The 26,695-nt window shown below is 68.9% G+C and carries 25 protein-coding genes; 13 read left to right on the top strand and 12 right to left on the bottom strand.

Going from position 1 to position 26,695, the window contains the following annotated elements; translation table 11 throughout:
• The 3 genes from ACTIFU_RS05510 to ACTIFU_RS05500 all read right to left on the bottom strand — a co-directional run.
• Positions 1-1,310: RNA polymerase sigma factor region1.1 domain-containing protein (locus tag ACTIFU_RS05510; RefSeq protein ID WP_439577291.1), on the bottom strand; the 1,310-nt coding region annotated here is incomplete at its 3' end.
• A gap of 83 nt (positions 1,311-1,393) precedes the next feature.
• Positions 1,394-3,163: a DNA primase gene (dnaG, locus tag ACTIFU_RS05505; RefSeq protein WP_439577290.1), complete on the bottom strand. Its 1,770-nt coding sequence runs from the start codon at positions 3,161-3,163 to the stop codon at positions 1,394-1,396.
• 2 nt (positions 3,164-3,165) lie between these two features.
• Positions 3,166-3,624 carry a GatB/YqeY domain-containing protein gene (locus tag ACTIFU_RS05500; RefSeq protein WP_439577289.1) on the bottom strand — a complete coding sequence of 153 codons (459 nt, stop codon included), beginning with the start codon at positions 3,622-3,624 and terminating at the stop codon, positions 3,166-3,168.
• A 127-nt stretch (positions 3,625-3,751) separates the two neighbouring features.
• Between ACTIFU_RS05500 and carA the strand changes: the two genes are divergently transcribed.
• From carA to greA, 7 genes are all read left to right on the top strand, one after another.
• A complete protein-coding gene (gene carA / locus ACTIFU_RS05495) occupies positions 3,752-5,110 on the top strand; it encodes a glutamine-hydrolyzing carbamoyl-phosphate synthase small subunit (RefSeq protein WP_439577288.1) in 1,359 nt (452 codons plus the stop codon).
• On the top strand, positions 5,107-5,865 hold the full coding sequence (locus tag ACTIFU_RS05490) for an SDR family NAD(P)-dependent oxidoreductase (RefSeq protein WP_439577287.1): 759 nt from the start codon (positions 5,107-5,109) through the stop codon (positions 5,863-5,865). The genes carA and ACTIFU_RS05490 overlap by 4 nt, the downstream gene beginning before the upstream one ends.
• A 39-nt stretch (positions 5,866-5,904) precedes the next feature.
• The gene (locus ACTIFU_RS05485; protein ID WP_439577286.1) at positions 5,905-6,297 is read left to right on the top strand and encodes a hypothetical protein; all 393 of its coding nucleotides are present in this window, start codon (positions 5,905-5,907) and stop codon (positions 6,295-6,297) included.
• Positions 6,290-6,634, top strand: a complete 345-nt coding sequence (locus ACTIFU_RS05480) for a hypothetical protein (protein ID WP_439577285.1) — start codon at positions 6,290-6,292, stop codon at positions 6,632-6,634. Before ACTIFU_RS05485 ends, ACTIFU_RS05480 begins: the two co-directional genes overlap by 8 nt.
• Positions 6,635-6,641: 7 nt before the next feature.
• Positions 6,642-7,271: a LysE family translocator gene (locus tag ACTIFU_RS05475; RefSeq protein WP_439577284.1), complete on the top strand. Its 630-nt coding sequence runs from the start codon at positions 6,642-6,644 to the stop codon at positions 7,269-7,271.
• 118 nt (positions 7,272-7,389) lie between these two features.
• Positions 7,390-10,635, top strand: a complete 3,246-nt coding sequence (gene carB, locus ACTIFU_RS05470) for a carbamoyl-phosphate synthase large subunit (RefSeq protein ID WP_439577283.1) — start codon at positions 7,390-7,392, stop codon at positions 10,633-10,635.
• Positions 10,636-10,777: 142 nt separating this feature from the next.
• A complete protein-coding gene (gene greA, locus ACTIFU_RS05465) occupies positions 10,778-11,251 on the top strand; it encodes a transcription elongation factor GreA (protein ID WP_439577282.1) in 474 nt (157 codons plus the stop codon).
• A gap of 16 nt (positions 11,252-11,267) precedes the next feature.
• Here the strand turns inward: greA and ACTIFU_RS05460 are convergent, their stop codons facing one another.
• Positions 11,268-11,861, bottom strand: coding sequence for a hypothetical protein (locus ACTIFU_RS05460; RefSeq protein WP_439577281.1), 594 nt, complete (start codon positions 11,859-11,861; stop codon positions 11,268-11,270).
• Between the two features lie 46 nt (positions 11,862-11,907).
• Here ACTIFU_RS05460 and ACTIFU_RS05455 point away from each other — a divergent pair, with 46 nt between their 5' ends.
• The 3 genes from ACTIFU_RS05455 (at position 11,908) to radC (ending at position 15,401) form a co-directional block, all read left to right on the top strand.
• Positions 11,908-13,113, top strand: coding sequence for a threonine ammonia-lyase (locus ACTIFU_RS05455; RefSeq protein WP_439577280.1), 1,206 nt, complete (start codon positions 11,908-11,910; stop codon positions 13,111-13,113).
• A gap of 128 nt (positions 13,114-13,241) precedes the next feature.
• On the top strand, positions 13,242-13,847 hold the full coding sequence (locus ACTIFU_RS05450) for a hypothetical protein (RefSeq protein WP_439577279.1): 606 nt from the start codon (positions 13,242-13,244) through the stop codon (positions 13,845-13,847).
• Between the two features lie 237 nt (positions 13,848-14,084).
• Positions 14,085-15,401, top strand: a complete 1,317-nt coding sequence (radC, locus tag ACTIFU_RS05445) for a RadC family protein (RefSeq protein WP_439577278.1) — start codon at positions 14,085-14,087, stop codon at positions 15,399-15,401.
• A gap of 94 nt (positions 15,402-15,495) precedes the next feature.
• Here the strand turns inward: radC and ACTIFU_RS05440 are convergent, their stop codons facing one another.
• Both ACTIFU_RS05440 and ACTIFU_RS05435 read right to left on the bottom strand, forming a co-directional pair.
• A complete protein-coding gene (locus tag ACTIFU_RS05440) occupies positions 15,496-16,275 on the bottom strand; it encodes a 3-hydroxybutyrate dehydrogenase (protein ID WP_439577277.1) in 780 nt (259 codons plus the stop codon).
• 54 nt (positions 16,276-16,329) lie between these two features.
• Entirely contained in the window at positions 16,330-16,818 is a 489-nt protein-coding gene (locus ACTIFU_RS05435; protein ID WP_439577276.1) for an Lrp/AsnC family transcriptional regulator, read from the bottom strand.
• Positions 16,819-16,964: 146 nt separating this feature from the next.
• On the opposite strand from ACTIFU_RS05435, the gene trxB reads away from it, so the two are divergent.
• The 3 genes from trxB (at position 16,965) to ACTIFU_RS05420 (ending at position 20,350) form a co-directional block, all read left to right on the top strand.
• Positions 16,965-17,933, top strand: a complete 969-nt coding sequence (gene trxB, locus ACTIFU_RS05430) for a thioredoxin-disulfide reductase (protein ID WP_439577275.1) — start codon at positions 16,965-16,967, stop codon at positions 17,931-17,933.
• Positions 17,934-18,151: 218 nt separating this feature from the next.
• A complete protein-coding gene (locus ACTIFU_RS05425; protein ID WP_439577274.1) occupies positions 18,152-19,039 on the top strand; it encodes a LysR family transcriptional regulator in 888 nt (295 codons plus the stop codon).
• Between the two features lie 435 nt (positions 19,040-19,474).
• Positions 19,475-20,350 carry an alpha/beta fold hydrolase gene (locus ACTIFU_RS05420; RefSeq protein WP_439577273.1) on the top strand — a complete coding sequence of 292 codons (876 nt, stop codon included), beginning with the start codon at positions 19,475-19,477 and terminating at the stop codon, positions 20,348-20,350.
• Between the two features lie 4 nt (positions 20,351-20,354).
• Here ACTIFU_RS05420 and ACTIFU_RS05415 read toward each other — a convergent pair whose 3' ends face one another.
• From ACTIFU_RS05415 to ACTIFU_RS05390, 6 genes are read right to left on the bottom strand one after another with little or no spacing between them, the layout of a single operon-like run.
• Positions 20,355-21,359 carry a GNAT family N-acetyltransferase gene (locus ACTIFU_RS05415; RefSeq protein WP_439577272.1) on the bottom strand — a complete coding sequence of 335 codons (1,005 nt, stop codon included), beginning with the start codon at positions 21,357-21,359 and terminating at the stop codon, positions 20,355-20,357.
• A gap of 2 nt (positions 21,360-21,361) precedes the next feature.
• The gene (locus ACTIFU_RS05410; RefSeq protein ID WP_439577271.1) at positions 21,362-22,564 is read right to left on the bottom strand and encodes a pyridoxal phosphate-dependent aminotransferase; all 1,203 of its coding nucleotides are present in this window, start codon (positions 22,562-22,564) and stop codon (positions 21,362-21,364) included.
• Between the two features lie 28 nt (positions 22,565-22,592).
• Complete coding sequence (locus ACTIFU_RS05405) at positions 22,593-23,795, bottom strand: pyridoxal phosphate-dependent aminotransferase (RefSeq protein ID WP_439577270.1); 1,203 nt, start codon at positions 23,793-23,795, stop codon at positions 22,593-22,595.
• Positions 23,796-23,846: 51 nt separating this feature from the next.
• Positions 23,847-24,656 carry an ABC transporter permease subunit gene (locus tag ACTIFU_RS05400; protein ID WP_439577269.1) on the bottom strand — a complete coding sequence of 270 codons (810 nt, stop codon included), beginning with the start codon at positions 24,654-24,656 and terminating at the stop codon, positions 23,847-23,849.
• The gene (locus ACTIFU_RS05395) at positions 24,653-25,546 is read right to left on the bottom strand and encodes an ABC transporter permease subunit (protein WP_439577268.1); all 894 of its coding nucleotides are present in this window, start codon (positions 25,544-25,546) and stop codon (positions 24,653-24,655) included. The genes ACTIFU_RS05400 and ACTIFU_RS05395 overlap by 4 nt, the downstream gene beginning before the upstream one ends.
• The gene (locus ACTIFU_RS05390; protein WP_439577267.1) at positions 25,543-26,694 is read right to left on the bottom strand and encodes an ABC transporter ATP-binding protein; all 1,152 of its coding nucleotides are present in this window, start codon (positions 26,692-26,694) and stop codon (positions 25,543-25,545) included. Before ACTIFU_RS05390 ends, ACTIFU_RS05395 begins: the two co-directional genes overlap by 4 nt.
• Position 26,695 lies beyond the last annotated feature (1 nt).

Here is a 26,695-nt window from a genome sequence, read left to right as displayed (position 1 = left end):
AACCCGCGGTTCGTGTACTTCTTGGCGATCGAGATCACGAGACGCAGGTTCGCCTCGATCATCTCCTTCTTCGCCCGAGCCGCGTCCCGCTCGCCCTTCTGCACCGTCAGCACCACGCGGCGGAACTCGCCGACTGGCAGATGCACCTCGTTGGCGATCGAGGCGATCTTGGAGCGGATCGACTCGACCTCGTCGGCGTGCCGGGTCGCGAACGCCTTCCAGCCCTTCGCGGGCAGGGCCGCCACCCGATCCAGCCAGCCCGGATCGAGCTCTTGGCCGCGATACTCCTTCAGGAAATCCTCGCGCTTGACCTTCGCTCCCTCGGCGATCCGCAGCAGTTGGCCCTCGAACGCCGTCAGCCGCTGGTTGAGATCGCGCAGCTCCTCGACCAGCTGCTCGATCCGCGCGTTGTTCAGGTGCACCTTCTGCACCAGCTCGACCACCTCGGCCTTGCCCTTCTCGTACTTCTTCTCGGCCTGCGGCGTCGGCGTGCCGCCCTCGGAGAGCGTCTTGAGCCGCCCCTCCTGCAGCTTGGCAAGCTTCTTGTAGGCGGCCGCGATCGCCTCGAAGGTGGCCAGCACCTCCGGCTTCAGCTTCTCCTCGAGCGCCGAGAGCGAGAGCTGCGCACCCTCGTCATCGTCGAACTCCTCGCCCGCGGGCTCCTCGTCATTCGCCGCCTCTGGCGCGGCAGAGGCTGGCGGAACGGCAGCGGCCTCCTCCGGCGTCTGCCCGGCACCGTGCGTCGCCTCGAGGTCGATGATGTCGCGCAGCAGGATCTTCCCCTGCTGGAGCGCATCGTGCCAGGCGATGATCGCTCTGAAGGTCAGCGGGCTCTCGCACAGCCCGCCGATCATCATGTCGCGGCCGGCCTCGATCCGCTTGGCGATCGCGATCTCGCCCTCGCGCGAGAGCAGCTCCACCGAGCCCATCTCGCGCAGGTACATCCGGACCGGGTCGTCGGTCCGGCCGAGCTCGGCCTCGTCGACGTTGCCGCCCGATCCTTCCTCCTCGTCCTCCTCCTCGGCCTTGGCGGCCTTCGCAACGGGGGTGGGCTCTGCCTCCTCGGCCTCCTCGGCCTCGACCACGTTGACGCCGAGCTCGCTCAGCATCGCCATGGTGTCCTCGATCTGTTCCGAGGAGACCTGGCCGGGGGGCAGGGCGGCATTCACGTCGTCATAGGTGACGTAGCCGCGCTCCTTGCCACGGGCGACGAGCTTCTTGACCGCCACCGACTGGGTGTCGAGCAGCGCGCCCTCGGCGATGTCCTCGCCGGCGGGGTCGGCGGTCGTGGTGGTCGTCGGCTTCGCCATTCGGTCACCTCGGTCGGTGGTCGGTCAGGGGCGCGAAAAAACACCCCCTATACTATGTGCACGTCCCGCGGGGTTCGGACGCCTCATGGGGCCGCGTCCTCCGCGTGGTCGGTCCGCAGCTCAGCGCACATCCGGTCGAGCGCCACGAGCCGGCGAAGATTGGCTTCGCAGAAATCGGCGGCGAGGGCGGCCCGCGCCTCGGCCACCTCGCGCTCCAGCCGCTCGAGATGCAGCCCGGCGAATGCGCGCTCGATCGCGACGGCGGCCTCCTCCGGCGTGGCGTCCGGCAGCCGGGTCGGTGGAGTGTTGTCGGTCAGGCCGCGCCCCAGAACGGCCTCCAGCGCCACTGCGAGCCCCAAATTCCGCAGGTGGTCGAGCGCGCCTCCGGGGTCAAGGCCGATCAGGGCGGTCCTGACCTGCTCGCAGGGCGGGGAGGCGAAGTGTTCGGCCGCCAGCGCCTCCTCGAAGCGAGGCAGGAGCGCCGGGTGGGTCAGCAGCAGGGCGAGCAGGTTGCGCTCGCGCAGGATGCGGGCCCGGTCGGCACCGAGGGCGGGGCGCTGGACGGGCTGGGCGGGCCGGACGCGCGTGGCCCGGCCGGCGGGGCGCTGGCGGAACCAGCGATCGCGGAAGTGACGACGGTATTCGTCGCGCAGGTCGCGGTCCTGGATCCGCTCCGCGAGCTCGTCGAGGCGCCGGCGCTGCGCGGCGCGGTCCTCGGGCGCTTTGGCCGGCGTGGCGATGGTGTCGAACAGCGCGTCCGCGAGACCCCGGCGGTTCGCTAGAACCTTCTGGAACTCCCCGGCACCCTGGTGAAGCACCAGCGTGTCCGGGTCCTCTCCCGACGGCAGCGTCGCGAGCGTGAGCGTCCGGCCGGGCGCAAGCAGCGGCAACGCCATCTCCGCGGTGCGGAGCGCGGCGCGCGCCCCGGCCGCATCCCCGTCGAAGCAGAGCACCGGTGCAGGCACCACTCTCCAGAGCTCGGCCAGGTGATCGGCGGTGAGCGCCGTGCCGAGCGGGGCGACCGCACCGCCGAACCCGGCCTGGTGCAGCGCGATCACGTCCATGTAGCCCTCGACCACGACGAGCTCGGCGCCCCCGCGGGCATTGGCGCGGGCGAGGTCGAGCCCGTAGAGCGTGCGGCGCTTCGAGAACAGGCTGGTTTCCGGCCCGTTCAGGTATTTGGGCTGGCCGTCGCCGAGGGTGCGGCCGCCGAAGCCGATCACCCGTCCGCGCCGGTCGCGGATCGGGAACATCACGCGGTTGAAGAACAGATCGACCGGCGGGCGGTCGTCCTCCTGCTTCATCAGCCCGACCGCGACCAGCTGCTCGACGGTCACCCCCTGGCCGCGCAGATCGGCCGCGATTGCCCCGCGCCCCTCGCCCGACCAGCCGAGCCCGAACAGCCGGATCGTCTCGTCGGCAAGGCCGCGGCGGCGCAGGTAGTCGAGTGCGGGCCGGCCCTCGGGCAGGTGCAGCCGGCGGACGAAGGCGGAGGCGGCCGCTTCGGCGATGGTGGAGAGGCTGGCCGCGCGATCGGCCGCGGCCGCCGCCTCGGGGCTCGCGCGCGGCACGGTCAGCCCGGCCTCGCCGGCGAGCCGCTCCACCGCCTCCATGAAGCCGAGGTTCTCGCAGCGCATCACGAAGGCGATCGCATCGCCATGCGCGCCGCAGCCGAAGCAATGGAAGAAGCCCTTGTCCTCGACGACGTGGAAGGAGGGTGTCTTCTCGTTGTGGAAGGGGCAGAGCCCCTTCAGCTCCCGCCCGGCGCGCGCGAGGCGGACGCGCCGGCCCACCAGCGCGCCGAGCGGGGTGCGCGCGCGCAACTCGTCGAGGAAGGATTCCGGGAGCGCCACGCTCAGCCCGCCAGCGCCGCCTTCACCACGGGTCCGGCCTTGGCCATGTCGAGCGTACCGCCGTGCTTCGCCTTCAGCGCGGCCATCACCTTGCCCATGTCCTTCACCGAGACAGCGCCGGTCTCGGCCACGGCCGCGCGCACAGCCGCCTGCATCCCGGCCTCGTCCATCTCAGGCGGCAGGAAGCGCTCGATCACCATGATCTCGGCCGCCTCTTTGTCCACCAGGTCCTGGCGGTTGCCCTGACGGTAGAGCTCGATGCTCTCGCGGCGCGACTTCACCATTCTGCGCATCATGGCGACGATCTCGCCGTCCTCGACCCGCTCGATCCCCTTCGGCCGAGCCTCGATATCGACCTTCTTCAGCTCGGCGATGATCAGGCGGATGGTCGAGGTGGTGGCGGCATTACCCGCCTTCATCGAGGCCTTCATCGCCTCGGTGAACTGCTCGCGCAGGCCCATGCGCGGATCTCCTTGATGCGTGGTCTCCTACTATAGAGCAGTGTCCCGCGCAGCGCAGCGTCGGGAACGCAGTTCCCATGTGCGGATTCGCCTTGCGACGGGAAATCGGTTCCCGTATTCCCGCGCCATGGCCAGCGTGGACGAGATCATCGACAGGCTCGGCGGCCCGGACCGGGCGGCCCAGCTCACCGGCGTCGGCACCGAGGCGATCCGCAAATGGCGCCAGTCCCGCACCATCCCCGCCAAGCACTGGCCGCTGATCCTGAAGGAGACGGCGCTGTCGCTCGCCGACATGCCCGGCGCCGAGTCGGCCGAGCCGGCGCCGAGCGCAGATGGCCGCCCGGTCGGCGCGACCGCGGCCCTGGTGCTGGCGGACGGCACGGTGCTGTGGGGCCGCGGCTTCGGCGCGCATGCCACCGTGGTCGGCGAGGTGTGCTTCAACACCGCGATCACCGGCTACCAGGAGATCCTGACCGATCCGTCCTATGCCGGGCAGATCATCAATTTCACCTTCCCGCATATCGGCAATGTCGGCACCAATGCCGAGGACATCGAGACGACCACGCCGGCGGCCCGCGGGCTCGTGGTGAAGGACGATCCGACGCTGGCGTCGAACTGGCGGGCGTCGCGCGGCCTGCCGGAATGGCTGGTGTCGCACGGGCTGCCGGGGATCGCCGGGATCGACACACGGCGGCTGACGCGGCGCATCCGCCTCGCTGGCGCGCCGACGGGCGTGCTCGCGCACCCGGCGGACGGGAAGTTCGACCTGCCGGCGCTAGTGGCCGAGGCACGGGCCTGGCCGGGGCTGGAGGGGATGGACCTCGCGCGCGAGGTCACCACGCGCCAGCAGTATGGCTGGGACGAGACCACATGGGCCTGGCCCGCGGGCTACGGGCGGCAGGAGGCGCCGCGGTTCCACGTGGTCGCGATCGACTACGGCGCGAAGCGCAACATCCTGCGCTGCCTCGCCAATGCCGGCTGCCGGGTGACGGTGCTGCCCGCGACCGCGAGTGCCGAGGACATCCTGCGTCACGCGCCTGATGGGGTGTTCCTGTCGAACGGGCCGGGCGATCCCGCCGCGACCGGGGAGTACGCGGTGCCGGCGATCCGCGGCGTGCTGAAGAGCCGCGTGCCGGTGTTCGGCATCTGCCTCGGGCATCAGTTGCTCGCGCTGGCGCTGGGCGGCAAGACACGCAAGCTGCACCAGGGGCATCGCGGCGCGAACCACCCGGTGAAGGAGCTCGCCACCGGCAAGGTGGAGATCACCAGCCAGAACCACGGCTTCGCGGTGATCCCCGAGAGCCTGCCGGAGAGCGTGCGGGTGACGCATGTGTCGCTGTTCGACGGCACGAACGAGGGGATCGCGTCGGAGGCGCTGCCGGTGTTCAGCGTGCAGTACCACCCCGAGGCGAGCCCGGGGCCGACCGACAGCCATCACCTGTTCGACCGGTTCGTGACGATGATGCAAGGGAGGAAGGCAGCGTGAGCGCATTGTTCGATCTGACGGGACGGGTGGCGCTGGTCACCGGCGGCAACGGCGGCATCGGCCTCGGCATGGCGAAGGCGATGCACGGCGCTGGCGCGTCGGTGATGATCGCGGGCCGCAACACGGAGAAGAACGCGGCGGCGGTGGCGGAGCTTGGCGACCGGTCGGCGTCGGCGGTTGCGGACGTGAACGACGCGGCGTCGGTGGCGGCGATGGTCAAGGCGACCACGGATCGTTTCGGCGGCCTGGACATCCTGGTGATCAATGCCGGGATGAACATCCGCAAGCCGGTGCAGGAGTTGGCGTTCGAGGAGTGGCGTCAGGTGATCGCGACCAATCTCGACAGCGCGTTCACCTGCGCCAAGGCGGCCTATCCGGCGTTGAAGGCGTCCGGGCGCGGCAAGGTGATCACGATCGGCTCGATGATGTCGATCTTCGCGGCCGGATTCGCGCCGGCCTATGCGGCGAGCAAGGGCGGGATCGTGCAGTTCACCAAGGCGCTCGCGACCGGCTGGGCGACCGACAACATCCAGGCGAACGCCGTGCTGCCCGGCTGGATCGACACGGCGCTGACGCGTCGCGCGCGGCAGGATGTGGCGGGGCTGAACGAGAAGGTGGTGGCGCGCACGCCGGCGGGGCGCTGGGGCGCGCCAGACGATCTGGGTGGGATCGCGGTGTTTCTGGCCTCCAGCGCGTCGGATTTCGTCACCGGCACGGCGATCCCGGTCGATGGCGGCTACGCGGCGATGATATGATATGATGTTTTTAGGAATGACTTGGCCGTGGAACGCAAAATGAGCATCGGTGAATCCACATGGATTAAGGTTGCCGCGCAGGCTATGACAAAGCAAAATATCATAAGCCCGTTACTTTGGCTTACGCTCATAGTTACCCCAGGTTCTTTAGTCTTGCTCTCAATGACTGATGGATGGAAGGGTATTTTTTTTGCTATTTTAGCATCATTTCCTGTTCTTGTGAGCATTGTAGCTTTTGCGCTGGCTATGTGGTCGAACCCGCGACTCCTGATGTCCGAAAGGCACCAGGAGCGGACTGCTGCGTTGGCGTGCCTCGGCGATAGCAAGTTCAACCCGAAAATGGTGGTGGAGCTCATAAAAGATAGCCCTGCCACAAATAACCCGCGAAATATGCCGCTGCTTTCTCAGAGCCAGGACCCCAATCATGGCTAATCGGCTCTACGCGATAGCATTCAACTGGATCGCGAAGGATTTCGATTTTATGTCTTTCGCGCAATACATACAGGACAGCAGAGACTTTCCTGCGTGGTGGAATCGACTGCCATTCTTTTTCCTTGTTTCGTCTCCGCTCAATGCTGCGGAAATAGCAAACAAGCTAAGGATATTTGCCCGTGATAGCCACTTTCTGGTCATCGAAGTACTGCCCGAGCACTGTGATGGTTGGTTGCCCGGCGACGCTTGGGATTGGATCAACCAACAGATCCAGCCGCAGCCCCCAGGTGGCTTGACTGCGCTTCTGCCCGACCCAGGCAATCCGCCTAAGGGTTAGTGGCATCGTGCCCGACACAGCCGTCCTGCTGACCTTCGCCGCGCTGAGCTTCGGGCTGTGGATCACGCCTGGGCCGAACATGCTCTATCTCGTCTCGCGCAGCCTGACGCAGGGGCATCGGGCGGGGTTCGTCTCGCTGGTCGGCTGCCAGTGCGGCAGTCTCGTCTATGCGCTGCTGGGCGCGGCGGGGATCAGCGCGGTGCTGCTGGCGGTGCCGGCGGCGTATGACGCGTTGCGGTTCGGCGGTGCGGCCTATCTCGGCTGGCTCGCCTGGCAGAGCGTGCGGCCTGGAGGTGTGCCGTTGTTCTCGCCGCGGCCGTTGCCGCGCGAGGGATCGTTGCGGCTGTTCCTGATCGGCATGGGCACGGCGATCCTGAATCCGAAGGTCGCGTTGTTCTATGTCGCGGTGCTGCCGCCGTTCATCGATCCGTCGCGCGGCGACGTGTTCCTGCAGGGCGCGGTGCTGGGCGGCATCCAGGTGCTGGTGTGCACGCTGGGCGACACCTTCCTCGTGGCGACGTCGGGCGGGGTCGCGACGTTCCTGCAGAAGCGTCCCATGTGGATGGCCGCGCAGCGCTGGGTGCTCGGCGGTGCCTTGGCGTTGCTCGCGGTGAAGCTGGCGACGGATCGACGGTAATGGGGGGTCCGGGGGGGCGTCCGGCCCCCCCGCGGGGTGGACCGGGGGGGGCCCCCCCCCCCCCCCCCCCCCCCCCCCCCCCGGGATGCACGGGCGGAGCCCTTGCGGAGGTGAAGACATGCCCAAGCGCGAAGACATCCACAGCATCCTGATCATCGGCGCCGGGCCGATCGTGATCGGTCAGGCCTGCGAGTTCGACTACTCGGGGGCACAGGCGTGCAAGGCGCTGAAGGCCGAGGGCTATCGGGTTGTGTTGGTGAACTCCAACCCGGCAACGATCATGACGGATCCCGGGCTCGCGGATGCAACCTATGTCGAGCCGATCACGCCGGAGATGGTGGAGAAGATCATCGCCAAGGAGCGGCCCGATGCCTTGCTGCCGACGATGGGCGGCCAGACGGCGCTGAACACGGCGATGAAGCTCGCCGATGCGGGCGTGCTGGACCGCTACGGCGTCGAGCTGATCGGGGCGAAGCGCGAGGCGATCGACAAGGCGGAGGACCGGCTGAAGTTCCGCGACGCGATGGCGAAGATCGGCATCGAGAGCCCGAAGAGCGCGATTGCGCATTCGCTGGCGGAGGCGCGGGAAGCACTGAAGCAGGTCGGGCTGCCGGCGGTGATCCGGCCGAGTTTCACGCTCGGCGGCACGGGCGGCGGTATCGCCTACAACATGGAGGAGTTCGAGGCGATCGTCACCGGCGGGCTGGATGCGTCGCCGACCACCGAGGTGCTGATCGAGGAGAGTGTGCTCGGCTGGAAGGAGTACGAGATGGAGGTGGTCCGCGACCGTGCGGACAACTGCATCATCATCTGTTCGATCGAGAATCTTGACCCGATGGGCGTGCACACGGGCGATTCGGTGACGATCGCGCCGGCGCTGACGCTCACCGACAAGGAGTATCAGCGGATGCGCGATGCCTCGATCGCGTGTCTGCGCGAGATCGGCGTGGATACCGGCGGGTCGAACGTGCAGTTCGCGATCAATCCGGCCGATGGGCGGATGGTGATCATCGAGATGAATCCGCGCGTTAGCCGATCCTCGGCGCTGGCGTCGAAGGCGACTGGGTTCCCGATTGCGAAGATCGCGGCGAAGCTCGCGGTCGGGTACACGCTGGACGAGTTGGCGAACGACATCACCAAGGTGACGCCGGCGAGTTTCGAGCCGACGATCGACTACGTGGTGGTGAAGATGCCGCGCTTCACGTTCGAGAAGTTTCCCGGCACGCCGGCGCTGCTGACGACGAGCATGAAGTCGGTCGGCGAGGCGATGGCGATCGGGCGGACGTTCGCGGAGGCGTTGCAGAAGGGGTTGCGGAGCCTCGAGACAGGGCTGATGGGCCTCGACGAGGTGGACGCGCTGGCGGGCGCGGAGAAGGGCGAGATCCTGGCGGCCCTCTCCACGCCGACGCCGGATCGCGTGCTCGCGGTGGCGCAGGCGTTCCGCGAGGGGCTGACGGTGGAGGAGATTCATGGCGCCACGCGCTTCGATCCGTGGTTCCTGCGCGAGATCGAGGCGGTGGTGCATGCCGAGGAGATGGTGCGTGCGGCAGGTCTGCCGAAGGAGGCGGCCGGGTTGCAGCGGCTGAAGGCGATGGGATTCTCGGACCGGCGGCTTGCGGCGCTGGCGGGGGTGAAGGAGGCCGAGGTCGCGAGGCTGCGTGCGAAGCTCGGCGTGCATCCGGTGTACAAGCGGATCGATACCTGCGCGGCGGAGTTCGAGAGCCTGACGCCCTACATGTACTCCACCTACGAGGGCAACGGGATCGAGCCTGCCGAGTGCGAGGCGGATCCGACGGACCGCACCAAGGTGGTGATCCTCGGCGGCGGGCCGAACCGGATCGGCCAGGGGATCGAGTTCGACTATTGCTGCGTGCACGCCGCCTACGCGCTGAAGGAGGCGGGGTTCGAGACCATCATGGTCAACTGCAACCCCGAGACGGTCAGCACGGACTACGACACCTCGGACCGGCTCTATTTCGAGCCGCTGACGGGCGAGGACGTGATCGCGCTGGTGCGCCGCGAGCAGCAGAACGGCACAGTGCTCGGCTGTATCGTGCAGTATGGCGGGCAGACGCCGCTCAGGCTCAGCCAGGCGCTGGCCGCGGCGGGAATCCCGCTGCTGGGCACGACCGCCGATGCGATCGATATCGCCGAGGATCGCGAGCGGTTCCAGGGTCTTCTGAAGAAGCTCGGGCTGCGCCAGCCGGAGAACGGCACCGCGCGGTCGGCCGAGGAGGCCGAGGCGATCGCCGAACGGATCGGCTATCCGGTGGTGATCCGCCCGTCCTACGTGCTGGGCGGGCGGGCGATGGAGATCGTGCACGACCGGCAGGGGCTGCACCGCTACATGCGCGAGGCGGTGCGCGTCTCCGGGGACAACCCCGTGCTGATCGACCGCTACCTGAACGACGCGATCGAGGTGGACGTGGACTGCATCGCCGACGGCGAGACGGTCTATGTCGCCGGCGTGATGGAGCACATCGAGGAGGCGGGGATCCACTCGGGCGATTCGGCGTGCTCGCTGCCGCCCTACTCGCTGTCGCCCGCACTGGTGGCGGAGCTGCGTGCGGAGACCGAGGCCTTGGCGAAGGCGCTTAAGGTGGTCGGGCTGATGAACGTGCAGTACGCGATCCAGGACGGAACGATCAACGTGCTGGAGGTGAACCCGCGCGCGTCGCGCACCGTGCCCTTCGTCGCCAAGGCGACGGGCGTGCCGGTGGCGAAGATCGGCGCGAAGGTGATGGCCGGCGCCAAGCTCTTCTCGTTCCGGCTGGATGACGAGGCGGTCAGCCGCCACGTCGCGGTGAAGGAAAGCGTGTTCCCGTTCGCGCGCTTCCCGAATGTCGATGTGCTGCTGGGGCCGGAGATGAAGTCGACCGGCGAGGTGATGGGGCTGGACGCGAGCTTCGAGCGCGCCTTCGCCAAGAGCCAGCTCGGCGCCGGGGTACGGCTTCCGGCGAGCGGCACGGCGTTCATCAGCGTCAAGGATGGCGACAAGCAGGCGGCGGTGGCGCTGGCGCGGCGGCTCACCGACATGGGCTTCGCGCTCACCGCGACGCGCGGCACCGCGTCGGCGATCCGCGAGGCCGGAGTCGAGGTGACGGTCGTGAACAAGGTGCTGGAGGGGCGGCCCCACTGTGTGGACGCGATCAAGTCCGGCGCCTTCCAGCTGGTGATCAACACGACCTCGGGCGGCCGCAGCGTTTCCGACAGCTTCGACATCCGCCGCTCGGCGCTGACGCACAACGTGCCGCACTATACGACACTTGCTGGCGCACGGGCGGCGGTGCACGCGATTGCCGCCCTGAAGGCCGGCACGCTTGAAGTCGCACCCCTCCAGTCGTATTTTCACGGATCGTTCTAGGACGATGCGGCGCGCCTGCCCGGGAAACCGGGGGCGCGCAGCGTCGTTTGACAGAGGTCGGAAACGGGGCAAGCTGATCGCCCGTCCCGACCGTTCGGTCGTGCCGGTGATACGCGACAAGGGTTCGGAGAGGACGCCTCCCGTGCAGAAATTCCCGATGACGGCCGAGGGCCTGGCAAGACTGGAGGATGAACTCCGGCATCTGAAGAGCAACGAGCGGCCTGCCGTGATCCGCGCGATCGCCGAGGCGCGCACCCATGGCGATCTGTCGGAGAACGCCGAGTACCATGCCGCGCGCGAACGTCAGAGCTTCATCGAGGGGCGGGTGGCCGAGCTGGAGGCGATCATCGCCTCGGCCGAGGTGATCGACATCTCCAAGCTGTCGGGCAGCCAGGTGATGTTCGGCGCCAAGGTCACGCTGGTGGACGAGGAGACCGAGGAGGAGCGCACCTGGCAGATCGTCGGCGCGCACGAGGCCGACATCAAGAAGGGGCTGATCAGCATCTCCTCGCCGGTGGCGCGGGCGATCCTGGGCAAGAAGGTGGGCGACGTGGTCGAGGTGCCCGCGCCGGGCGGGGCGAAGAGCTACGAGATCACCGCGGTCGGATTCGGCTGAGCCTGCGCCGCGCCGGTCACCGCCCGGTCGGCTGGCTCTCCTGCCGATCGAACAGCGCGTAGAGCCACTGATACATGACGAAGAGCTGCGGCCAGCCGCCGGGCAGCAGCGCCTGGCCGTCCTGCTGAGGCGCGGCCCGGCCATAGAAGAAGTGCCCATTCTGCAGCATGGTGGCGCGGGTGAAGTTGCGCATGTCGTTCCAGGCCGCCGTGAGCGCCAGCCCGGCGCGAGCCTCGCGCTCCTCCAGGCCAAGGCGCTGGGCCTCCGCGGCGCCGGGCTCGACCGGTGTCCACCATTGTCCGATCTTGAATGCGAGGCCCACTTCGCGTTGGCCACGGATGTTGGATCGCCACATCTTCCCGTCGTCACTGTGGAACCGCCAGACATGGAACTGGTGCGTTGCGCGGCACCGGAGATAGAGCCCGTCCTGGAAGGACGCGGCGGCGGCAGCGGCGAGCGGCTGATTGATGCCAGGCGCACAGATTGCGGGCATCGAGTGATCGATCATGCGGAGCGTCTTGCCCCTGCCCACGGAGATCACATGGCCGAGCTTCGACGCCTCGCGCAGGAGTTCCTCCTCGCGTGTGCGCATCGTCGTCGGCATAGCCATTGCTGAACCTTGATGTTCGTTGGGCCTGCGCTATAGACGATTTCCGATGGCGGTCACGCAAGTCGAAATCGTCGCAGCGGCAGCCCGGATCGCCGGGGGAGTCGCTCGCACGCCGACCATTCAGGCGCACGCGCTCGCCGCACGTCTGGGCGTCGCGTCGCTCGCGCTGAAGCTCGAGACGCTGCACCGCACGGGAAGCTTCAAGGAACGCGGGGCGCTGAACCGGCTGCTCGCGCTCCCGGACGCGGAGCGGCGCGCCGGCGTGATCACGATGTCGGCGGGCAACCACGCGCAGGCGGTGGCGTACCACGCGCACCGCCTCGGCATCCCGGCGACCGTGGTGATGCCGGCGGCCACGCCGAACGCCAAGGTGATGCGCACGCGCGCGCACGGCGCCACCGTGGTACTGCACGGCGAGACGCTGTCGGACAGTGCCGAGCGCGCGCGTGCCCTTGCTGCGGCGCGCGGTCTGACCATCGTGCATCCCTACGACGACGACGCGATCATCGCCGGCCAGGGCACGGCGGCGGTCGAACTGCTCGCGGATGCACCCGCCCTCGATACGCTCGTGATTCCGGTGGGCGGCGGCGGGCTGATTGCCGGCTGCGCAGTCGCGGCGCGTGCGCTGCGTCCAGGCATGCGCGTGATCGGCGTGGAGGTCGAGGGCTGGACGGCCTGTGCGCAACGTCTTGCCGGTGAACCGGTGCAGACCGGAGGAGCGACGATCGCCGAGGGCATCGCCGTGCGCGACATCGGCGAGCGCCCCTTCGCGATCATCCGCGACCATGTCGAGCGCGTTCTGGTGGTGTCCGAACGCGCGATCGAGGAGGCGATCGGACTGCTGGTCGAGGAGGCGAAGATCGTCACCGAAGGCGCGGGCGCGGCGGGCGTCGCGGCACTGCTCGCGCATCCCGCGTTGTTCGCCGGCGCCGAGGCGGGCGTGATGCTGTGCGGCGCGAACATCGACGCACGCATCCTCGCGAACGTATTGCTGCGCGACCTGGTGCGCGACGGGCGGCTGCTGCGTCTCGCTGTGGACATCGCCGACCGGCCCGGTGTGCTGGCCGACGTCGCCGGGCGGATCGCGCAGGCGGGCGGCAACATCATCGACGTTGCGCATCAACGGCTGTTCGCAGCACCCTCCGTGCGCACCGCCGAGCTCGACCTTGTGGTGGAGGCGCGCGATGCGGCGCACGGGGCCGACATCCTCGCCGCACTCGAAGGTGCCGCGTTCCGGGTCAAACGCGTGTAGCGCCACTCGCGCGGCGACTTCCGGAAAGTTCCGGCGAAGCGCGGCGATGGCCGCGGAAAGCCGAGCCGTTGATCCTGCCGCCGTGGTGGACGCGCAACGACGCGCCGTCCGCAGCAGGGAGACCCACGATGACCATCCATGCAACGCGCACGCTGCGCGGCACCCTCCGCCTGGCCGCGGCCCTCGCCGCCGCGATCGCCGCGGCGCCTGCCGCCGCGCACGGCCCGCATGCCGCGACACGCACCGGCCCCGCGACGCTCTCCCCGCAGCTGATCGAGGTCCGCGACGCGCTCTCGAAGTACACCGACCCCGTGGTGGCGATCCGCGACGGCTACTTCTCCACGCTCGGCTGCGTGGTCTATCCGACCGGCGGCATGGGGGTGCATTTCCTCAACCCCGCGCTGATCGGCCCGACGCCTGATCCGTTCCGACCGCAGATCCTGGTCTACGAGCCGGATCGCGCGGGCAGGCTGCACCTGGTCGCCGCGGAGTGGTTCATCCCGCTCGCGACCGGCATCACCGAACGGCCGCACATCTTCGGCCAGCCCTTCGACGGACCGATGGAAGGCCACGAGCCGCTGATGCCGCGCGCGCTGCACCACTACGACCTGCATGTCTGGCTCTGGAAGGACAACCCGTTCGGCCTGTTCAGCGCGATCAACCCGGAGGTGGACTGCGCGGGCCATCCCTACCGGATGGCGGAGGAGCCGCCGCCGATCGTGGCACACCAGTAGAGCGGCCGCCGCGCACTCTGGTCTGCGGGGCGGGGGCGGGCTGTTGGCCCCGCCCCAGCCTCTTGGCGCATGCTGGCGCATGGTCATCCTTCAATAGCATGACAGTCCCGATCCGTTGCTGGCCGGCCACTACCGGACCAAGCCTGCCGATTCCTGCCGGTTTAATGCAAATATCCCGTGTCACCGCCGATGCCGCCGCACTAGACTGCCCTCCACACAGCTGGGCGAAGGTCGACAATGGCGCGGCGGGGCATCGAGAAACTGGACGGCGACGGCGCCGGAACTCAGGTTATTGAGTCGGATAGACCGAGAATTCTTGTTGTCGACGATGAAAAGGCGATTGTCGACCTCATTACCTTTGGTCTTTCACAGCATGGCTTCGAAGTCATCCCGGCCTATTCACCGATGCAGGCCTGGACTCTGATCAAAGGCGACACCACGATTTGCGTTATTTTGACGGATTTCCGGATGCCCGAGCAGAGCGGAATCTCGCTGGCGAGCGACTTGCTCTGGGACCGTCAGGAGAGCGTTGCGATCGAAGTCGTTGTGATGACGGGCGGGGCCACCGCCGACGTCGCCATCGACGCCGTGCGTGTCCGTGCCTTCGACTTCATCAAGAAGCCGTTCCGCATGGCCGAGGTGATCGACGTGGTGCGGCGTGCCGCCGCCAGCGCGGTCGAGCGGCGACGGCGCGCGGTCGAGGCGGAAACGCTGCGCGATCGGCTCAAGGTCTCTGAGCAGGAACGCCAAGCTCTCACCGCGCGGCTGTCGCGGCTGACCGAGCAGCGCCAGCATGACGCTGCGCCGCCGGCCGATGCCGGGATCGCAAGAACCCTGGCCGCGGCGCTGCATGACAGCATGGCGCACGACAACCTGTCGAAGGAGGTGCCGGCCACCCTCGACGCGACCAACCGCTACGCCTTCGTGGTCGCGCAGGCCGCCGATCAGCTCGACGACCGCACCCTGCTCGAGTTCCTCCTGACCCTGGTCGCGACGCCGGATGAGGCGCGCCGTCTCGCCGAGCGGCTGATGGCCACGTTCGAGGGCTATGCCGAGGTGCTCGCCGCGCCGATCGCGGAACTCACGCGGCGCGCTGGGCTCACCCGCGACCAGGCGGTCTGCATCAAGGCCGTGAACGCCTCCGCGGTGCGGTTGTTGCGCACACGCATGCAGGACGGGCTGGTGCTGGAGGACTGGGACCAGCTCTCGGCCTATGTCTACGCCTCGCTCGCGAGCGAGCGGGTCGAGAATTTCCGCGTGCTCTACCTCGACAACCGCAACCGGCTGCTCGCCGACGACCTTCAGGCACGCGGCACGCTTGACTTCGTTGCCGTGCACACGCGCGAGGTCATCAAGCGCGGGCTCGAACTCCACGCCGCCAAGCTGATCCTGGTGCACAACCATCCCTCGGGCGATGCGCGGCCGAGCCGGCAGGACATCGCGCTGACGAAGGAGATCAGCCGCGCCTGCGCGATCGTCGACATCGCGGTCGGCGATCACCTGATCGTCGGGCGGACCGGGATCACCTCGCTGCGCGCGGCGGGGTATCTCTGATACCGAATCGCCAAAGTGTTGATCTTTGGCGACCGGCTATCGCGCGCGCGGCGCGGGGCGGTCGCGCCCAGCTGAATCCGCGAATGCCGCCTCGCTACTCCATGTGCCAGCCGTGGCTCGCGATCAGGCTCTGCCCGGTCAGCGCCGCGTTCGGATAAGCGGCGAAGAACAGCGTTACCTCGGCGATGTCGTCGACGGTGGTGAACTCGCCGTCCACCGTTTCCTTGAGCATGACGGTCTTGACCACCTGGTCCTCGGAGAGGTGGAGCTCCCTGGCCTGCTCCGGGATCTGCTTCTCGACCAGGGGCGTGAGCACGAAGCCGGGACAGACCACGTTCGCGGTCACCCCCTTCTTCGCCCCCTCCTTCGCCACGACGCGCGCGAGCCCCATCAGCCCGTGTTTCGCTGCCACATAGGGCGCCTTCAGCACCGAGGCGGTCTTGGAGTGCACCGACCCCATGTAGATGATCCGCCCATGACCGTTCGCATACATCGAGGGCAGGCAGGCTCGGGTCAGCAGGAACGCGCCGTCGAGGTGGATCCCGACCACCTTGCGCCACTCGGCGAAGCTGAACTCCTCGACCGGGTGCACGACCTGGATCCCGGCATTGCTGACCAGGATGTCGACACGCCCCCAGGCGGTCAGCACCGCCCCCACTCCCGCCTGCACGGCCCCCTCGTCGGCGACGTCCATCGCCACCGCCATCGCCTCCGCGCCGGGCCTGCGGATCGCCTCCGCCGCGGCCTCGGCGGCGTCGCGGTTGAGGTCCGCGATCGCGATCCTCGCGCCCTCGAGCGCGAAGCGTTCGGCGATGCGCCGCCCGATCCCGCTCGCGGCACCCGTGACGATGGCCGTGCGTCCCTGAAGCCTCATCGCACTCCTCTTCCCTCTGACGCCGTTCTTCCCTCTGACCCCGTGACGCGCCGGTCAGTCGCGCGGGATCGGCACCCCGGCGACATCCTTGCCGGTGCGGATGGTCTGAAGCGTGGTCACGCGGGTGACGCTCGGCGCCTCGGTGAGCCGGCGCGTCAGCTCGTTCTCATGCGCGGTGTCGCGCGCCACCAGCTTCAGCAGGAAGTCTCCGCCACCACGGATCATGTGGCACTCGCGCACCTCGGGCCAGGCGTTCGCCATCTGCTCGAACGCGTCCAGGACCGACTGCCGCTGGCTGTCGAGCCCCACCACGGCGAAGAACAGCACCTCCCAGCCGAGCATCGCCGCGTCGGTCTCGGCGTGGTAGCCGCGGATCACGCCGGCCTCTTCGAGCCGCCGCACCCGCCGCAGGCACGGCGGCGCCGAGATGCCGGCGCGCCGGGCAAGTTCGACATTCGTCATCCGCCCGTCCTCCTGGAGCTCGGCGAGGATGCGACGGTCGATCCCGTCCAGCACGGGGGTTGCGGCCGGAGACTTGCGCATCGGATAGTCCTGAACGTTTCCCGGGGGTCTATCCGCGCAAGATTATTCCCGAATCCCTGGGCAGGAAAGCCACCGGGCGGCACTGGCTCGCCTTGCTCCTGCCGCGCCCGGGGCAATATCTTCGTTACCCCGAGAACGAGGAGGCGATGGCGGACACGATCACCTCGCCGGTGCTGATCATCGGCGCCGGGCCTGCCGGCTACACGGCCGCGATCTATGCGGCGCGCGCGGCTCTGAAGCCCGTGCTGGTCGCCGGGCTCCAGCCGGGCGGGCAGCTCATGATCACCACCGATGTCGAGAACTACCCGGGCTTCGCCGATGTGATCCAGGGCCCGTGGCTGATGGAGCAGATGCGCAAGCAGGCCGAGCATGTCGGCACCCGGGTGATCGAGGACATCGTCACGGCGATCGACCTCTCGGGCCGGCCATTCCGCGCCACTGGCGACTCCGGGACGCGCTACCTCGCCGACTCGGTGGTGATCGCCACGGGCGCGCAGGCACGCTGGCTCGGCATCCCGTCCGAACGGAAACTCCAGGGGTTCGGTGTGTCGGCCTGTGCCACCTGCGACGGGTTCTTCTTCCGGGGCAAGCGGGTGGCCGTGATCGGCGGCGGCAACTCCGCGGTCGAGGAGGCGCTCTACCTCACCCACCACGCCGCCGAGGTCACGCTGGTGCACCGGCGCGACAGCCTGCGCGCCGAGAAGATCCTCCAGCAGCGGCTGTTCGCCAACCCGAAGATCACGGTCGTCTGGGACCACGTGGTGGACGAGATCCTCGGCACGGAGGACCCGCCGGGCGTGACCGGGCTCCGGCTCCGCCACGCGCGCACCGGCCTGGCCCAGGAACTGGCGCTTGACGGCGTGTTCGTCGCGATCGGCCACACCCCGACCACCGCGCTGTTCAGGGGCCAGCTCGAGATGGACGCGGAGGGCTATATCCTCACCGCGCCCGACAGCACGCGCACCTCCGTGCCCGGCGTGTTCGCCGCCGGGGACGTGCAGGACAAGGTGTTCCGTCAGGCGGTCACGGCGGCCGGCACGGGCTGCATGGCCGCGCTGGAGGCCGAGAAGTTCCTTGCCGCTGCGCCGGCGCAGCCGGCACTGGCGGCGGACTGAGCTTCGGCCCGCCGGTGCGGGCCGTCGGATCACGCCTGGAACATTGTCATTCCAGGTGACAACGGCCGCCTCTCGGCGGCACCATCACAACGCCCGTGGCGCCGAGTCTCCTGCCGCGGGCACCGGGTGCGAAACGCCGACGCACCGCCCTGCCGCTCCGTCCCGGGGAGGGGGGCAGGCTGTGGCGCTGCGCCCGCGAACCGGGGCAGGACAGGACGATGATCGACTGGGACAAGCTGCGGGTCTTCCACGCGGTCGCCGAGGCCGGAAGCTTCACCCATGCGGGCGAGACGCTGAACCTCTCGCAGTCCGCGGTGAGCCGGCAGATCTCGGCGCTTGAGGAGGCGCTCCAGGTTCCGCTGTTCCACCGCCACGCGCGTGGGCTGATCCTGACCGAGCAGGGCGAGACGCTGAACCGCACCGTACGCGAGGTGTTCGCCAAGCTCGCGATGACCGAGGCGATGCTGACCGAGAGCAAGGAGAAGCCGACCGGCCGGCTCAAGGTCACGACCACGGTGGCGTTCGGCTCGACCTGGCTTGCTCCCCGGGTCAAGGACTTCCTCGATCGCTACCCTGAGATCTCCTTCTCGGTGGTGCTCGACGACCAGGACCTCGACCTCGCCATGCGCGAGGCCGATGTCGCGATCCGGATGCACCCGCCGCGCCAGCCCGATCTGATCCAGCGCCACCTGCTGACGATGAGCTGGATGCTGGTCGCCTCGCCCGACTACCTCAAGCGAGTCGGCGTGCCGGAGCGCGCCGAGGACCTCGACCAGCATCGCCTGCTCGTGTTCGGCGACTACAGGCCCCCCGTCCCCGACATCAACTGGGTCCTGGATGCGGGCAAACGCCAGGGCATCACGCGCCGGCCGGTGCTGGAGACCAACTCCATCTACGGATTGCTGCTCGCGGTGAAGAGCGGCCTCGGGATCGCGGCGATCCCGGACTACATGGTCGAGGAGACGCGCGAGCTCGTGCGCGTGCTGCCGGACATCAAGGCGCCGAAGGTCGAGGCCTATTTCGTCTACCCCGAAGAGCTCCGGAACTCGAAGCGCGTGTCGGTGTTCCGCGACTTCCTGCTCACCCATCTTGCGGAGAAGGGGTGATCCGAGTGCGCCGTCGCGCACCGACCAGGGTCCCGAGCGCAAACAGGGGTTGATCCGACTCGCGGCGGGGTTGCAGATTCGGTCATGCGGCACACGCATGTCGGCCCTTGGCATTTCGCGATGCAGCAGAATGGATCCCGAGCCTACCTTCCGTGTTGTCGATTGACGCACATCACACGGGTTAGCCGCCTTCGTTGATAGATTTAATGGAGTTTCGGCGTTGGCCGAGCCAGTTCCGGCGACGTTGCCGGAAACCGGGGTCTTCGGACCCCTTCGTCTCCCAGACGTGAAGCCTCCCTGTTGACTGGGGGTCCGGGGCAACCTGGACCCTCTTTTTTTGCTCGTTGCTGGGCCGTTGGTCAGGCGGCTGGCGATTGCCATGGGCGCGGACCGAGCCCAGGCTTTGTCCTCTCAGGCGGGGCGGGAGGTACGACGGTGTTTCCAGGGTTCACACTCCGCAGCATCGAGGTCGCGCCGGGGATCACGCTGCGCACGCGGATCGGCGGGGCCGGTCCGCCGGTGCTGCTGCTGCACGGCAACCCGCAGACGCATCTGATGTGGCACGCGGTCGCGCCCGCCCTCGCCGGGCGCTTCACGGTCGTCTGTCCCGACCTGCGCGGCTACGGGTTCTCCTCCAAGCCGTCGCCCTCGGCCGATCACGCGGCCTACGCCAAGCGCGCGATGGCGGACGACATGGTCGCGCTGATGGCAGGACTCGGCTTCGACCGGTTCCGGCTGGTCGGCCACGACCGCGGCGCGCGCGTGAGCCACCGGCTGATGCTCGACCACGCGGACCGGGTCGAGCGCGCCGCCCTGCTCGACATCATCCCCACGCTCGAGCATTTCGAGCGCGCCGACATGGCCTTCGCCATGGGCTACTACCACTGGTTCTTCCTGGCCCAGCCGGCGCCCTTCCCCGAGACCCTGATCGCCGCCGATCCACGCTTCTGGCTGCTGAGCCACAGCGGCAAGCACGGCGTGCCGCCGGACTTCTTCGCCCCGGAAGCCTTCGCCGACTATCTCGCCGCGCTGAACGAGCCGGGCACGATCGCGGCGATCTGCGAGGACTACCGCGCCGCCGCGACGATCGATCTCGTGCACGACCGGGCGAGTCGCGCGGCAGGCGAACGCATACGCTGCCCGCTGCTCGTGCTGTGGGGGGCGAAAGGCCGGGTCGGCGCATGGTACGACGTGCCGGCGATCTGGCGGCTCTATGCGGACGACGTGCGCGGCGCGGCGATGCCGTCCGGCCACTACATCGCCGAGGAGGCGCCGGTGGAGACGCTGGCCGCGCTGGCGGGGTTCCTGTGAGCCGCTACTCCACCCGCTTCCACCAGTAGCCTTCGTCCACCGGCTCGCCGGTGGGGCGGATCGCGTAGCCTGGGATCACGCCGACGAAGGACCAGCCCAGGCTGCGCACGATCGTCTCGGCCGGTCCGCCCGGCCAGGTGCGCAGCACCAGCAGCCGCCGGCCATGCGCGAGCCCCGCCTGGTCGATCCGCGCCATCAGCTCGCGGCCGACGCCCCTGCGGCGGATCGCAGGATGCACGATCAGCTGGCGCACCTCGGCGCGGTGGCTCTGGTTCTCGGGCGTGTCGAGGTCGAGCTGCAGGCAGCCGGCGATCACGCCGTCCACCCAGCAGCACAGGATGACCCGCTTGCCGGCCGCCACCTCGGCGGCGCGGTCGCGCCAGAAGCTGCGCGCCTTCTCGGTGGCGAGGGGGGACAGAAAGCCCACCACCGCGCCGTCGTCGACGCAGGCCTTCAGCACCTCGGCGAGGCGCCGCTCGGCCGAGACCGCGGCGGCGGCGTCCAGCACCTCGACCACCGTGCCGGCCACCGGCTTGGCATAGCGGAACTCCAGGCTGCGGCTCTTGTCGTCGAGCACGCGGATCGAGCCCGCCCGGATGAAGGAGTGCTTCTCGTAGAACCGGTGCGCGGCCTCGAAGCGCGTGTCGGTCCAGAGCACCACCCGGCGCGCGCCCGAGGCGCGGATATGGCCCTCGGCGGTCGCGAGCAGGCGGGCGGCAAGACCCGTGCCCCGGAACGGCCGGGCGACATACATGCGTGCGATCTCCCACGCGGAGTCCTCGCGCATCGGCGTGGCCGCGACCATCCCGACGATCCGGCCCGAAGCCTCGGCGGTCCAGAGCGCGCCGCCGCGCTCGCCGACATGCGTGGCGAACAGGCGCAGCTCCGGCACCTCGCCGTCCACGTCCAGCACGCAGCCGGGGTACTCCGACCAGCACTCGCCGATCAGCGTGATGTAGCCGGGGGCGTCGTCGTCCCGGCCCTGGCGGATCCCCGGCAGGGTGGTCATGGTCAGACGAGCCCCGCGCAGAACGCCTGGATGCGGGCGCAGGCCTCGCGCAGGCTCTTGGTGTCTGTGGCGTAGGAGACGCGCACATAGGGGCTCATCCCGTAGGCGCCCCCGTGCACGGCCGCGACGTGGTGCTCCTCGATCAGGGCCAGCACGAAGTCGTAGTCGGTCTCGATCCGCCGCCCGCCGGCGGAGGTCTTGCCGAGGCAGCCGGCAATGTTGGGATAGACGTAGAACGCGCCCTCGGGCTTGTGGCACACGATGCCTGGCGCCTGGTTCAGCATCTCGACGACAAGGTCGCGCCGCGCGCGATAGATCGCGGCCCGCTCCGCCACCACGTCCTGCGGACCGTCGAGCGCGGCGGCGGCCGCCGCCTGCGCGACCGTGCAGACACCCGACGAGAGCTGGCCCTGCACGTTGACCATCGCCTTCACCAGCGCCTTCGGCCCGCCGCAGAAGCCGATCCGCCAGCCGGTCATCGCATACGCCTTGGAGGCGCCGTTCACCGTCAGCACCTGCGCACGTGTCTCGGGCGCGACCTGGGCGAGGGTGGTGAACGCAAACCCGTCATAGACCATGTGCTCGTACATGTCGTCCGACAGCACCCACATGTCCGGGTGCCGGGCGACCACCGTGCCGATCGCGCGCAGCTCGTCGGCCGACAGCGCCGCGCCCGACGGGTTGCTCGGGCTGTTCAGCACCAACCACTTGGTCTTCGGCGTGATCGCGGCTTCGAGGTCCTCGGGGCGGAGCTTGAAGCCGTTGTTCTGCGGGCAGGCGACGAACACCGGCTTGCCGCCGGTGAGCTTGGCCTGCTCGGCGTAGCTGATCCAGTACGGGGTCGGGATGATGATCTCGTCGCCCTCGTCGATCGTGGCGAGGAAGGCGTTGGCGATGATCTGCTTGCCGCCGTTCGACACCATGATCTCGTCGAGCGCGTAGTCGAGCCCGTTGTCGCGCTTGAACTTGCGCTGCACGGCGGCCTTCAGCGCCGGCGCGCCGTCCTGCGGCGGGTAGTGCGTGTCGCCGGCGAGCGCCGCCTTGTGTGCCGCCTCGACCGCATGCGGCGGCGTCTCGAAATCAGGCTCGCCGACGGCGAGGCTGATCACCGTGTGCCCGGCCGCGCGCAGCGCGCGCGCCTTGTTGGTCATCACGACCGAGGCCGCGACCTCGACCTGCTTCAGGCGGTTGGCGAGTGCCGGCATGGCGGGACCTCGGGCGAAGCGCGTGGGCTCAGTGCAGTCCATCGCAGAAACGGCGGATGCGCCCGCACGCTTCCCGAAGGCTCTCGGTGTCGGTGGCGTAGCTGATGCGCATGTGCCCGGGTGCCACGAAGGCCGTGCCGTGCACCGCGGCTACTCCCTCCTCCTCGAGCAGCGCGGTGACGAAGTCCTCGTCGGTCTCGATCCGGCGCCCGCCCGGCGAGGTCTTGCCGAGGCATCCATGGATTCCGGCGAACACGTAGAACGCGCCCTCCGGCTTGCGGCACACGAGACCTGGGCAGGCGTTCAGCGCCTCCACCACGAGGTCCCGGCGGGTCCGGTAGACCTCGACCATCGCCTTGATCGACTCCTGCGGCCCGCTCAGCGCCTCGACGGCCGCGGCCTGACTGACCGAGGAGGTGTTGGAGGTGGACTGGCTCTGCAGCTTGTCCATCGCCTTGATCAGCGCCTTCGGCCCGCCACAGAAGCCGATGCGCCAGCCGGTCATGGCATAGCCCTTGGAGCAGCCGTTCATCGTCAGCGTGCGGTCCTTCAGGCGCGGCTCGACCTGCACCACCGTGGCGGGCTTGAATCCGTCATAGGCGAGATGCTCGTAGATGTCGTCGGTGAACACCATCACCTGCGGATGGCGCAGCAGGACATCCGTCAGGGCCTTCAGCTCGGCGGCCGAATAGGCGGCGCCGGTGGGGTTGCACGGGTTGTTCAGCATGAACCACTTCGTCTTCGGCGTGATCGCCGCCTCGAGGTCCTCGGCACGCAGCTTGAAGCCGTTGTTCTGCGGGCAGGCGACGAACACCGGCTTGCCCTCGGCCAGGCTGACGATGTCCGGGTAGGAGACCCAGCACGGGGTCGGGATCACCACCTCATCGCCCGGGTCGAGGGTCGCGATCATCGCGTTGAAGATGACCTGCTTGCCCCCCGTGGAGACCATCACCTCGTCGGGCATGTAGTCGAGCCCGTTGTCGCGCTTGAACTTGAGGCAGATCGCCTCGCGCAGCGCCCTGGTGCCGGCGACGTCGGTGTACTTGGTCTCGCCGCGCTGGATCGCCGCGATCGCCGCGCGCTTGATGTTCTCGGGCGTATCGAAATCGGGCTCGCCGGCGGACAGGCTGATGATGTCGCGGCCCTCGGCCGCGAGTGCACGCGCCTTCTGGCTGATTGCGATCGTCTGCGAAGGCGAGATGCGGTCGAGCCGCTGGGCAGTGAGCGACATGCGGGCAGGCCCCGAAAACCCTTGTGCAAGGCGAATGAGCGACCCCGGACGCTAGCCGCCGGCCCGGGCGGACGCAACCCGGCCCAGACGCAGGGCGAGCAGCAATCCGACGCTGACCACGACGATGATCACGGTCGCCAGCGCGAACAGCTCCGGGGTCAGCCCGAGTTTCAGTGCCGAGAACACCACCATGGGCAGGGTGGAGGCGCCAGGGCCGGAGGTGAAGGAGGCGATCACCAGGTCGTCGAGCGACAGGGTGAAGGCGAGCAGCCAGCCCGAGGCGAGCGCAGGGGCGATCAGCGGCAGGGTGATCAGCGCGAACACGCGCCAGGGACGGGCGCCGAGATCGAGCGCGGCCTCTTCGAGCGAGCGGTCGAAATCGGTCAGGCGCGACTGCACCACCACCGCGACATAGGCGGTGGCGAAGGTGGTGTGCGCGATCGTCACCGTGGTGATGCCGCGCTCGCCCGGCCAGCCGACCGACTCGGCCATGGCCACGAACAGCAGCAGCAGGCTGAGCCCGGTGATCACCTCCGGCATGACCAGTGGCGCGGCGACCATCGCGCCGAACAGGCCGCGGCCGCGGAACGCGCCGAACCGGGCGAGCGCGAAGCCTGCCGCCATGCCGAGCACGGTCGCCCCGGTGGCGGCCACGGCGGCGATGCGGATCGACAGCAAGGCCGCGTTCACCAGCGCGTCGTTGCGCCACAGGGCGCCGTACCAGCGCAGCGAGAACCCGGTCCAGATCGTCACCAGCCGGCTGTCGTTGAACGACAGCACCACCAGCAGCGCGATCGGGATGTAGAGGAAGGCATAGCCGACCCCGAGCGCGATCCAGACCCGGCCCAGCCGCCCGCTCATCCTCCCCCCGTCGCGCGACCCTGGAGGTGCTGGAACCAGGCGATCGGCAGCACGAGCAGCAGCAGCAGCACGACCGCGAGCGCCGAGGCCATCGGCCAGTCGCGGTTGGTGAAGAACTCGGTCCAGAGCACCCGTCCGATCAGCTGCGCGTCCGGGCCGCCGAGCAGTTCGGGGATGACGAACTCGCCCACGGCGGGGATGAACACCAGCATCATGCCGGCGAGGATGCCGGGCAGCGACAGCGGCAGCGTCACCGCCACGAAGGCGCGCCAGGGCCGCGCGCCGAGATCCGCCGCCGCCTCCAGCAGCACGGGGTCGAGCTTCGCCAGGTTGGCGTAGAGCGGCAGCACCATGAAGGGCAGGTAGCAGTAGACGATGCCGAGATAGAGGGCCGCGTCGGTGTAGAGCAGCCGCACCGGCTCCGCGACGAGGCCCGCGCCGATCAGGAGGTTGTTGAGGACGCCGTTGTCGGCGAGCAGTCCGATCCAGGCCATGACGCGGAGCAGGAAGCTGGTCCAGAACGGCAGCACCACGAGCAGCAGCAGCAGGTTGCGCCGGTGCTCGGAGGCACGTGCGATCGCATAGGCCATCGGATAGCCGAGCGCGAGGCACAGCAGCGCCGAGATGCCCGCCACGCGGACCGAGCGCAGATAGGCGTCGAGATAGAAGCTGTCCTCGACCAGCAGCGCGAAGCTGCCGAGGTTCAGCACGAGCGACACGACACCTTCGTCGCTCCAGCGTGCGACCGGCGCATAGGGCGGGATGCCGAGCGCCGCCTCGCTCACCGCGATCTTGGCGACGATCAGGAACGGCGCGAGGAAGAACAGCCCGAGCCAGGCAAAGGGGAGTGCCAGCACCAGCGCTCGGCTGGAGGGCAGACGACGTCTCATTCCGGCAGCACCACGGTCGCGTGCGGAGGCCACTCCACCGTCACGTCGTCCCCCCAGGTGATCGGCAGTTCGGTGATGCGCGCTTGATTCGGCTGGCTCACGCGTACCGTTCCGCCACCGGGCAGATCGACCACGAACATGAAGAAGTCGCCGTAATAGGCGATGTCGCGCACGGTGCCGACCAGGCGGTTGGTGCCCGGCCTCTCTCGCTCGGCCCCCTTGCGCACGCGCATCTTCTCCGGCCGCACCGCGACGAACACGCGCGCGCCTTCGGGCTTGGGCGGATCGGTATCGCTTTCGAAGAACGCATCGAACGCGATCGACTCGACCACGGCACCGCTCGCCCCGGCTGCCGTCACGATCCCCTCGAACACGTTGGCGGTGCCGAGGAACTCCGCGACGAGGCGCGCCTGCGGATACTCGTAGACCTCCGCCGGCGTGCCGACCTGGGCGAGATAGCCGTGGTGCATGACCGCAAGCCGTGTGGCCATGGTCATCGCCTCCTCCTGGTCGTGCGTGACCATGATGAAGGTGATGCCGGTCGTCTCCTGGATGTTGCCGAGCTCGAACTGGGTCTGCTCGCGCAGGTTCTTGTCGAGCGCGCCGAGCGGCTCGTCGAGCAGCAGCAGCTTGGGGCGCTTCACCAGGCTGCGCGCCAGCGCCACGCGCTGCTTCTGCCCGCCCGAGAGCTCGTGCGGGCGGCGCTTCTCCATGCCGCCGAGCCGGACGAGCTCGAGCATCGCCGCGACGCGCGCGGCGATCTCGGCCTTCGGCATGCCCTCCATGCGCAGCCCGAAGGCGACATTCTGCGCCACCGTCATGTGCGGAAACAGCGCGTAGGACTGGAACATCATGTTCACCGGGCGCGCATAGGGCGGCACGTCGGCGACGTCCTCGCCGTCGAGCAGGATGCGCCCCGCATCGGGCCGCTCGAAGCCGGCGAGCATGCGCAGCAGCGTCGTCTTGCCCGAGCCCGACCCGCCGAGCAGGCAGAACAGCTCGCCGCGATAGATGTCGAGCGTGACGTCGTCGACCGCGACGGTCGCGCCGAAGCGCTTGGTTACGCCGAGGATGCGGAGATAGGGCTCCGCCTCCGGGTCGCGCCAGGGTTCCGGCGCGCCCGGAGGGGCAAGGTTCGCCTTCTGCACC

The sequence above is a fragment of the Elioraea sp. genome (assembly GCF_051860475.1).
Lineage (GTDB): Bacteria > Pseudomonadota > Alphaproteobacteria > Acetobacterales > Acetobacteraceae > Elioraea.
This window is presented reverse-complemented; position numbering and strand designations above follow the sequence as displayed.

Coding starts and splice junctions, on each gene's coding strand:
- ACTIFU_RS05410 (WP_439577271.1), bottom strand. CDS start 22,564: ATGCCGGCACTCGCCAACCGCCTGAAGCAGGTCGAGGTCGCGGCCTCG.
- radC (WP_439577278.1), top strand. CDS start 14,085: ATGGCGCGGCGGGGCATCGAGAAACTGGACGGCGACGGCGCCGGAACT.
- ACTIFU_RS05425 (WP_439577274.1), top strand. CDS start 18,152: ATGATCGACTGGGACAAGCTGCGGGTCTTCCACGCGGTCGCCGAGGCC.
- ACTIFU_RS05405 (WP_439577270.1), bottom strand. CDS start 23,795: ATGTCGCTCACTGCCCAGCGGCTCGACCGCATCTCGCCTTCGCAGACG.
- ACTIFU_RS05400 (WP_439577269.1), bottom strand. CDS start 24,656: ATGAGCGGGCGGCTGGGCCGGGTCTGGATCGCGCTCGGGGTCGGCTAT.
- ACTIFU_RS05450 (WP_439577279.1), top strand. CDS start 13,242: ATGACCATCCATGCAACGCGCACGCTGCGCGGCACCCTCCGCCTGGCC.
- ACTIFU_RS05460 (WP_439577281.1), bottom strand. CDS start 11,861: ATGGCTATGCCGACGACGATGCGCACACGCGAGGAGGAACTCCTGCGC.
- ACTIFU_RS05415 (WP_439577272.1), bottom strand. CDS start 21,359: ATGACCACCCTGCCGGGGATCCGCCAGGGCCGGGACGACGACGCCCCC.
- ACTIFU_RS05480 (WP_439577285.1), top strand. CDS start 6,290: ATGGCTAATCGGCTCTACGCGATAGCATTCAACTGGATCGCGAAGGAT.
- ACTIFU_RS05435 (WP_439577276.1), bottom strand. CDS start 16,818: ATGCGCAAGTCTCCGGCCGCAACCCCCGTGCTGGACGGGATCGACCGT.
- ACTIFU_RS05455 (WP_439577280.1), top strand. CDS start 11,908: ATGGCGGTCACGCAAGTCGAAATCGTCGCAGCGGCAGCCCGGATCGCC.
- trxB (WP_439577275.1), top strand. CDS start 16,965: ATGGCGGACACGATCACCTCGCCGGTGCTGATCATCGGCGCCGGGCCT.
- carB (WP_439577283.1), top strand. CDS start 7,390: ATGCCCAAGCGCGAAGACATCCACAGCATCCTGATCATCGGCGCCGGG.
- ACTIFU_RS05440 (WP_439577277.1), bottom strand. CDS start 16,275: ATGAGGCTTCAGGGACGCACGGCCATCGTCACGGGTGCCGCGAGCGGG.
- ACTIFU_RS05485 (WP_439577286.1), top strand. CDS start 5,905: ATGAGCATCGGTGAATCCACATGGATTAAGGTTGCCGCGCAGGCTATG.
- ACTIFU_RS05395 (WP_439577268.1), bottom strand. CDS start 25,546: ATGAGACGTCGTCTGCCCTCCAGCCGAGCGCTGGTGCTGGCACTCCCC.
- carA (WP_439577288.1), top strand. CDS start 3,752: ATGGCCAGCGTGGACGAGATCATCGACAGGCTCGGCGGCCCGGACCGG.
- ACTIFU_RS05500 (WP_439577289.1), bottom strand. CDS start 3,624: ATGGGCCTGCGCGAGCAGTTCACCGAGGCGATGAAGGCCTCGATGAAG.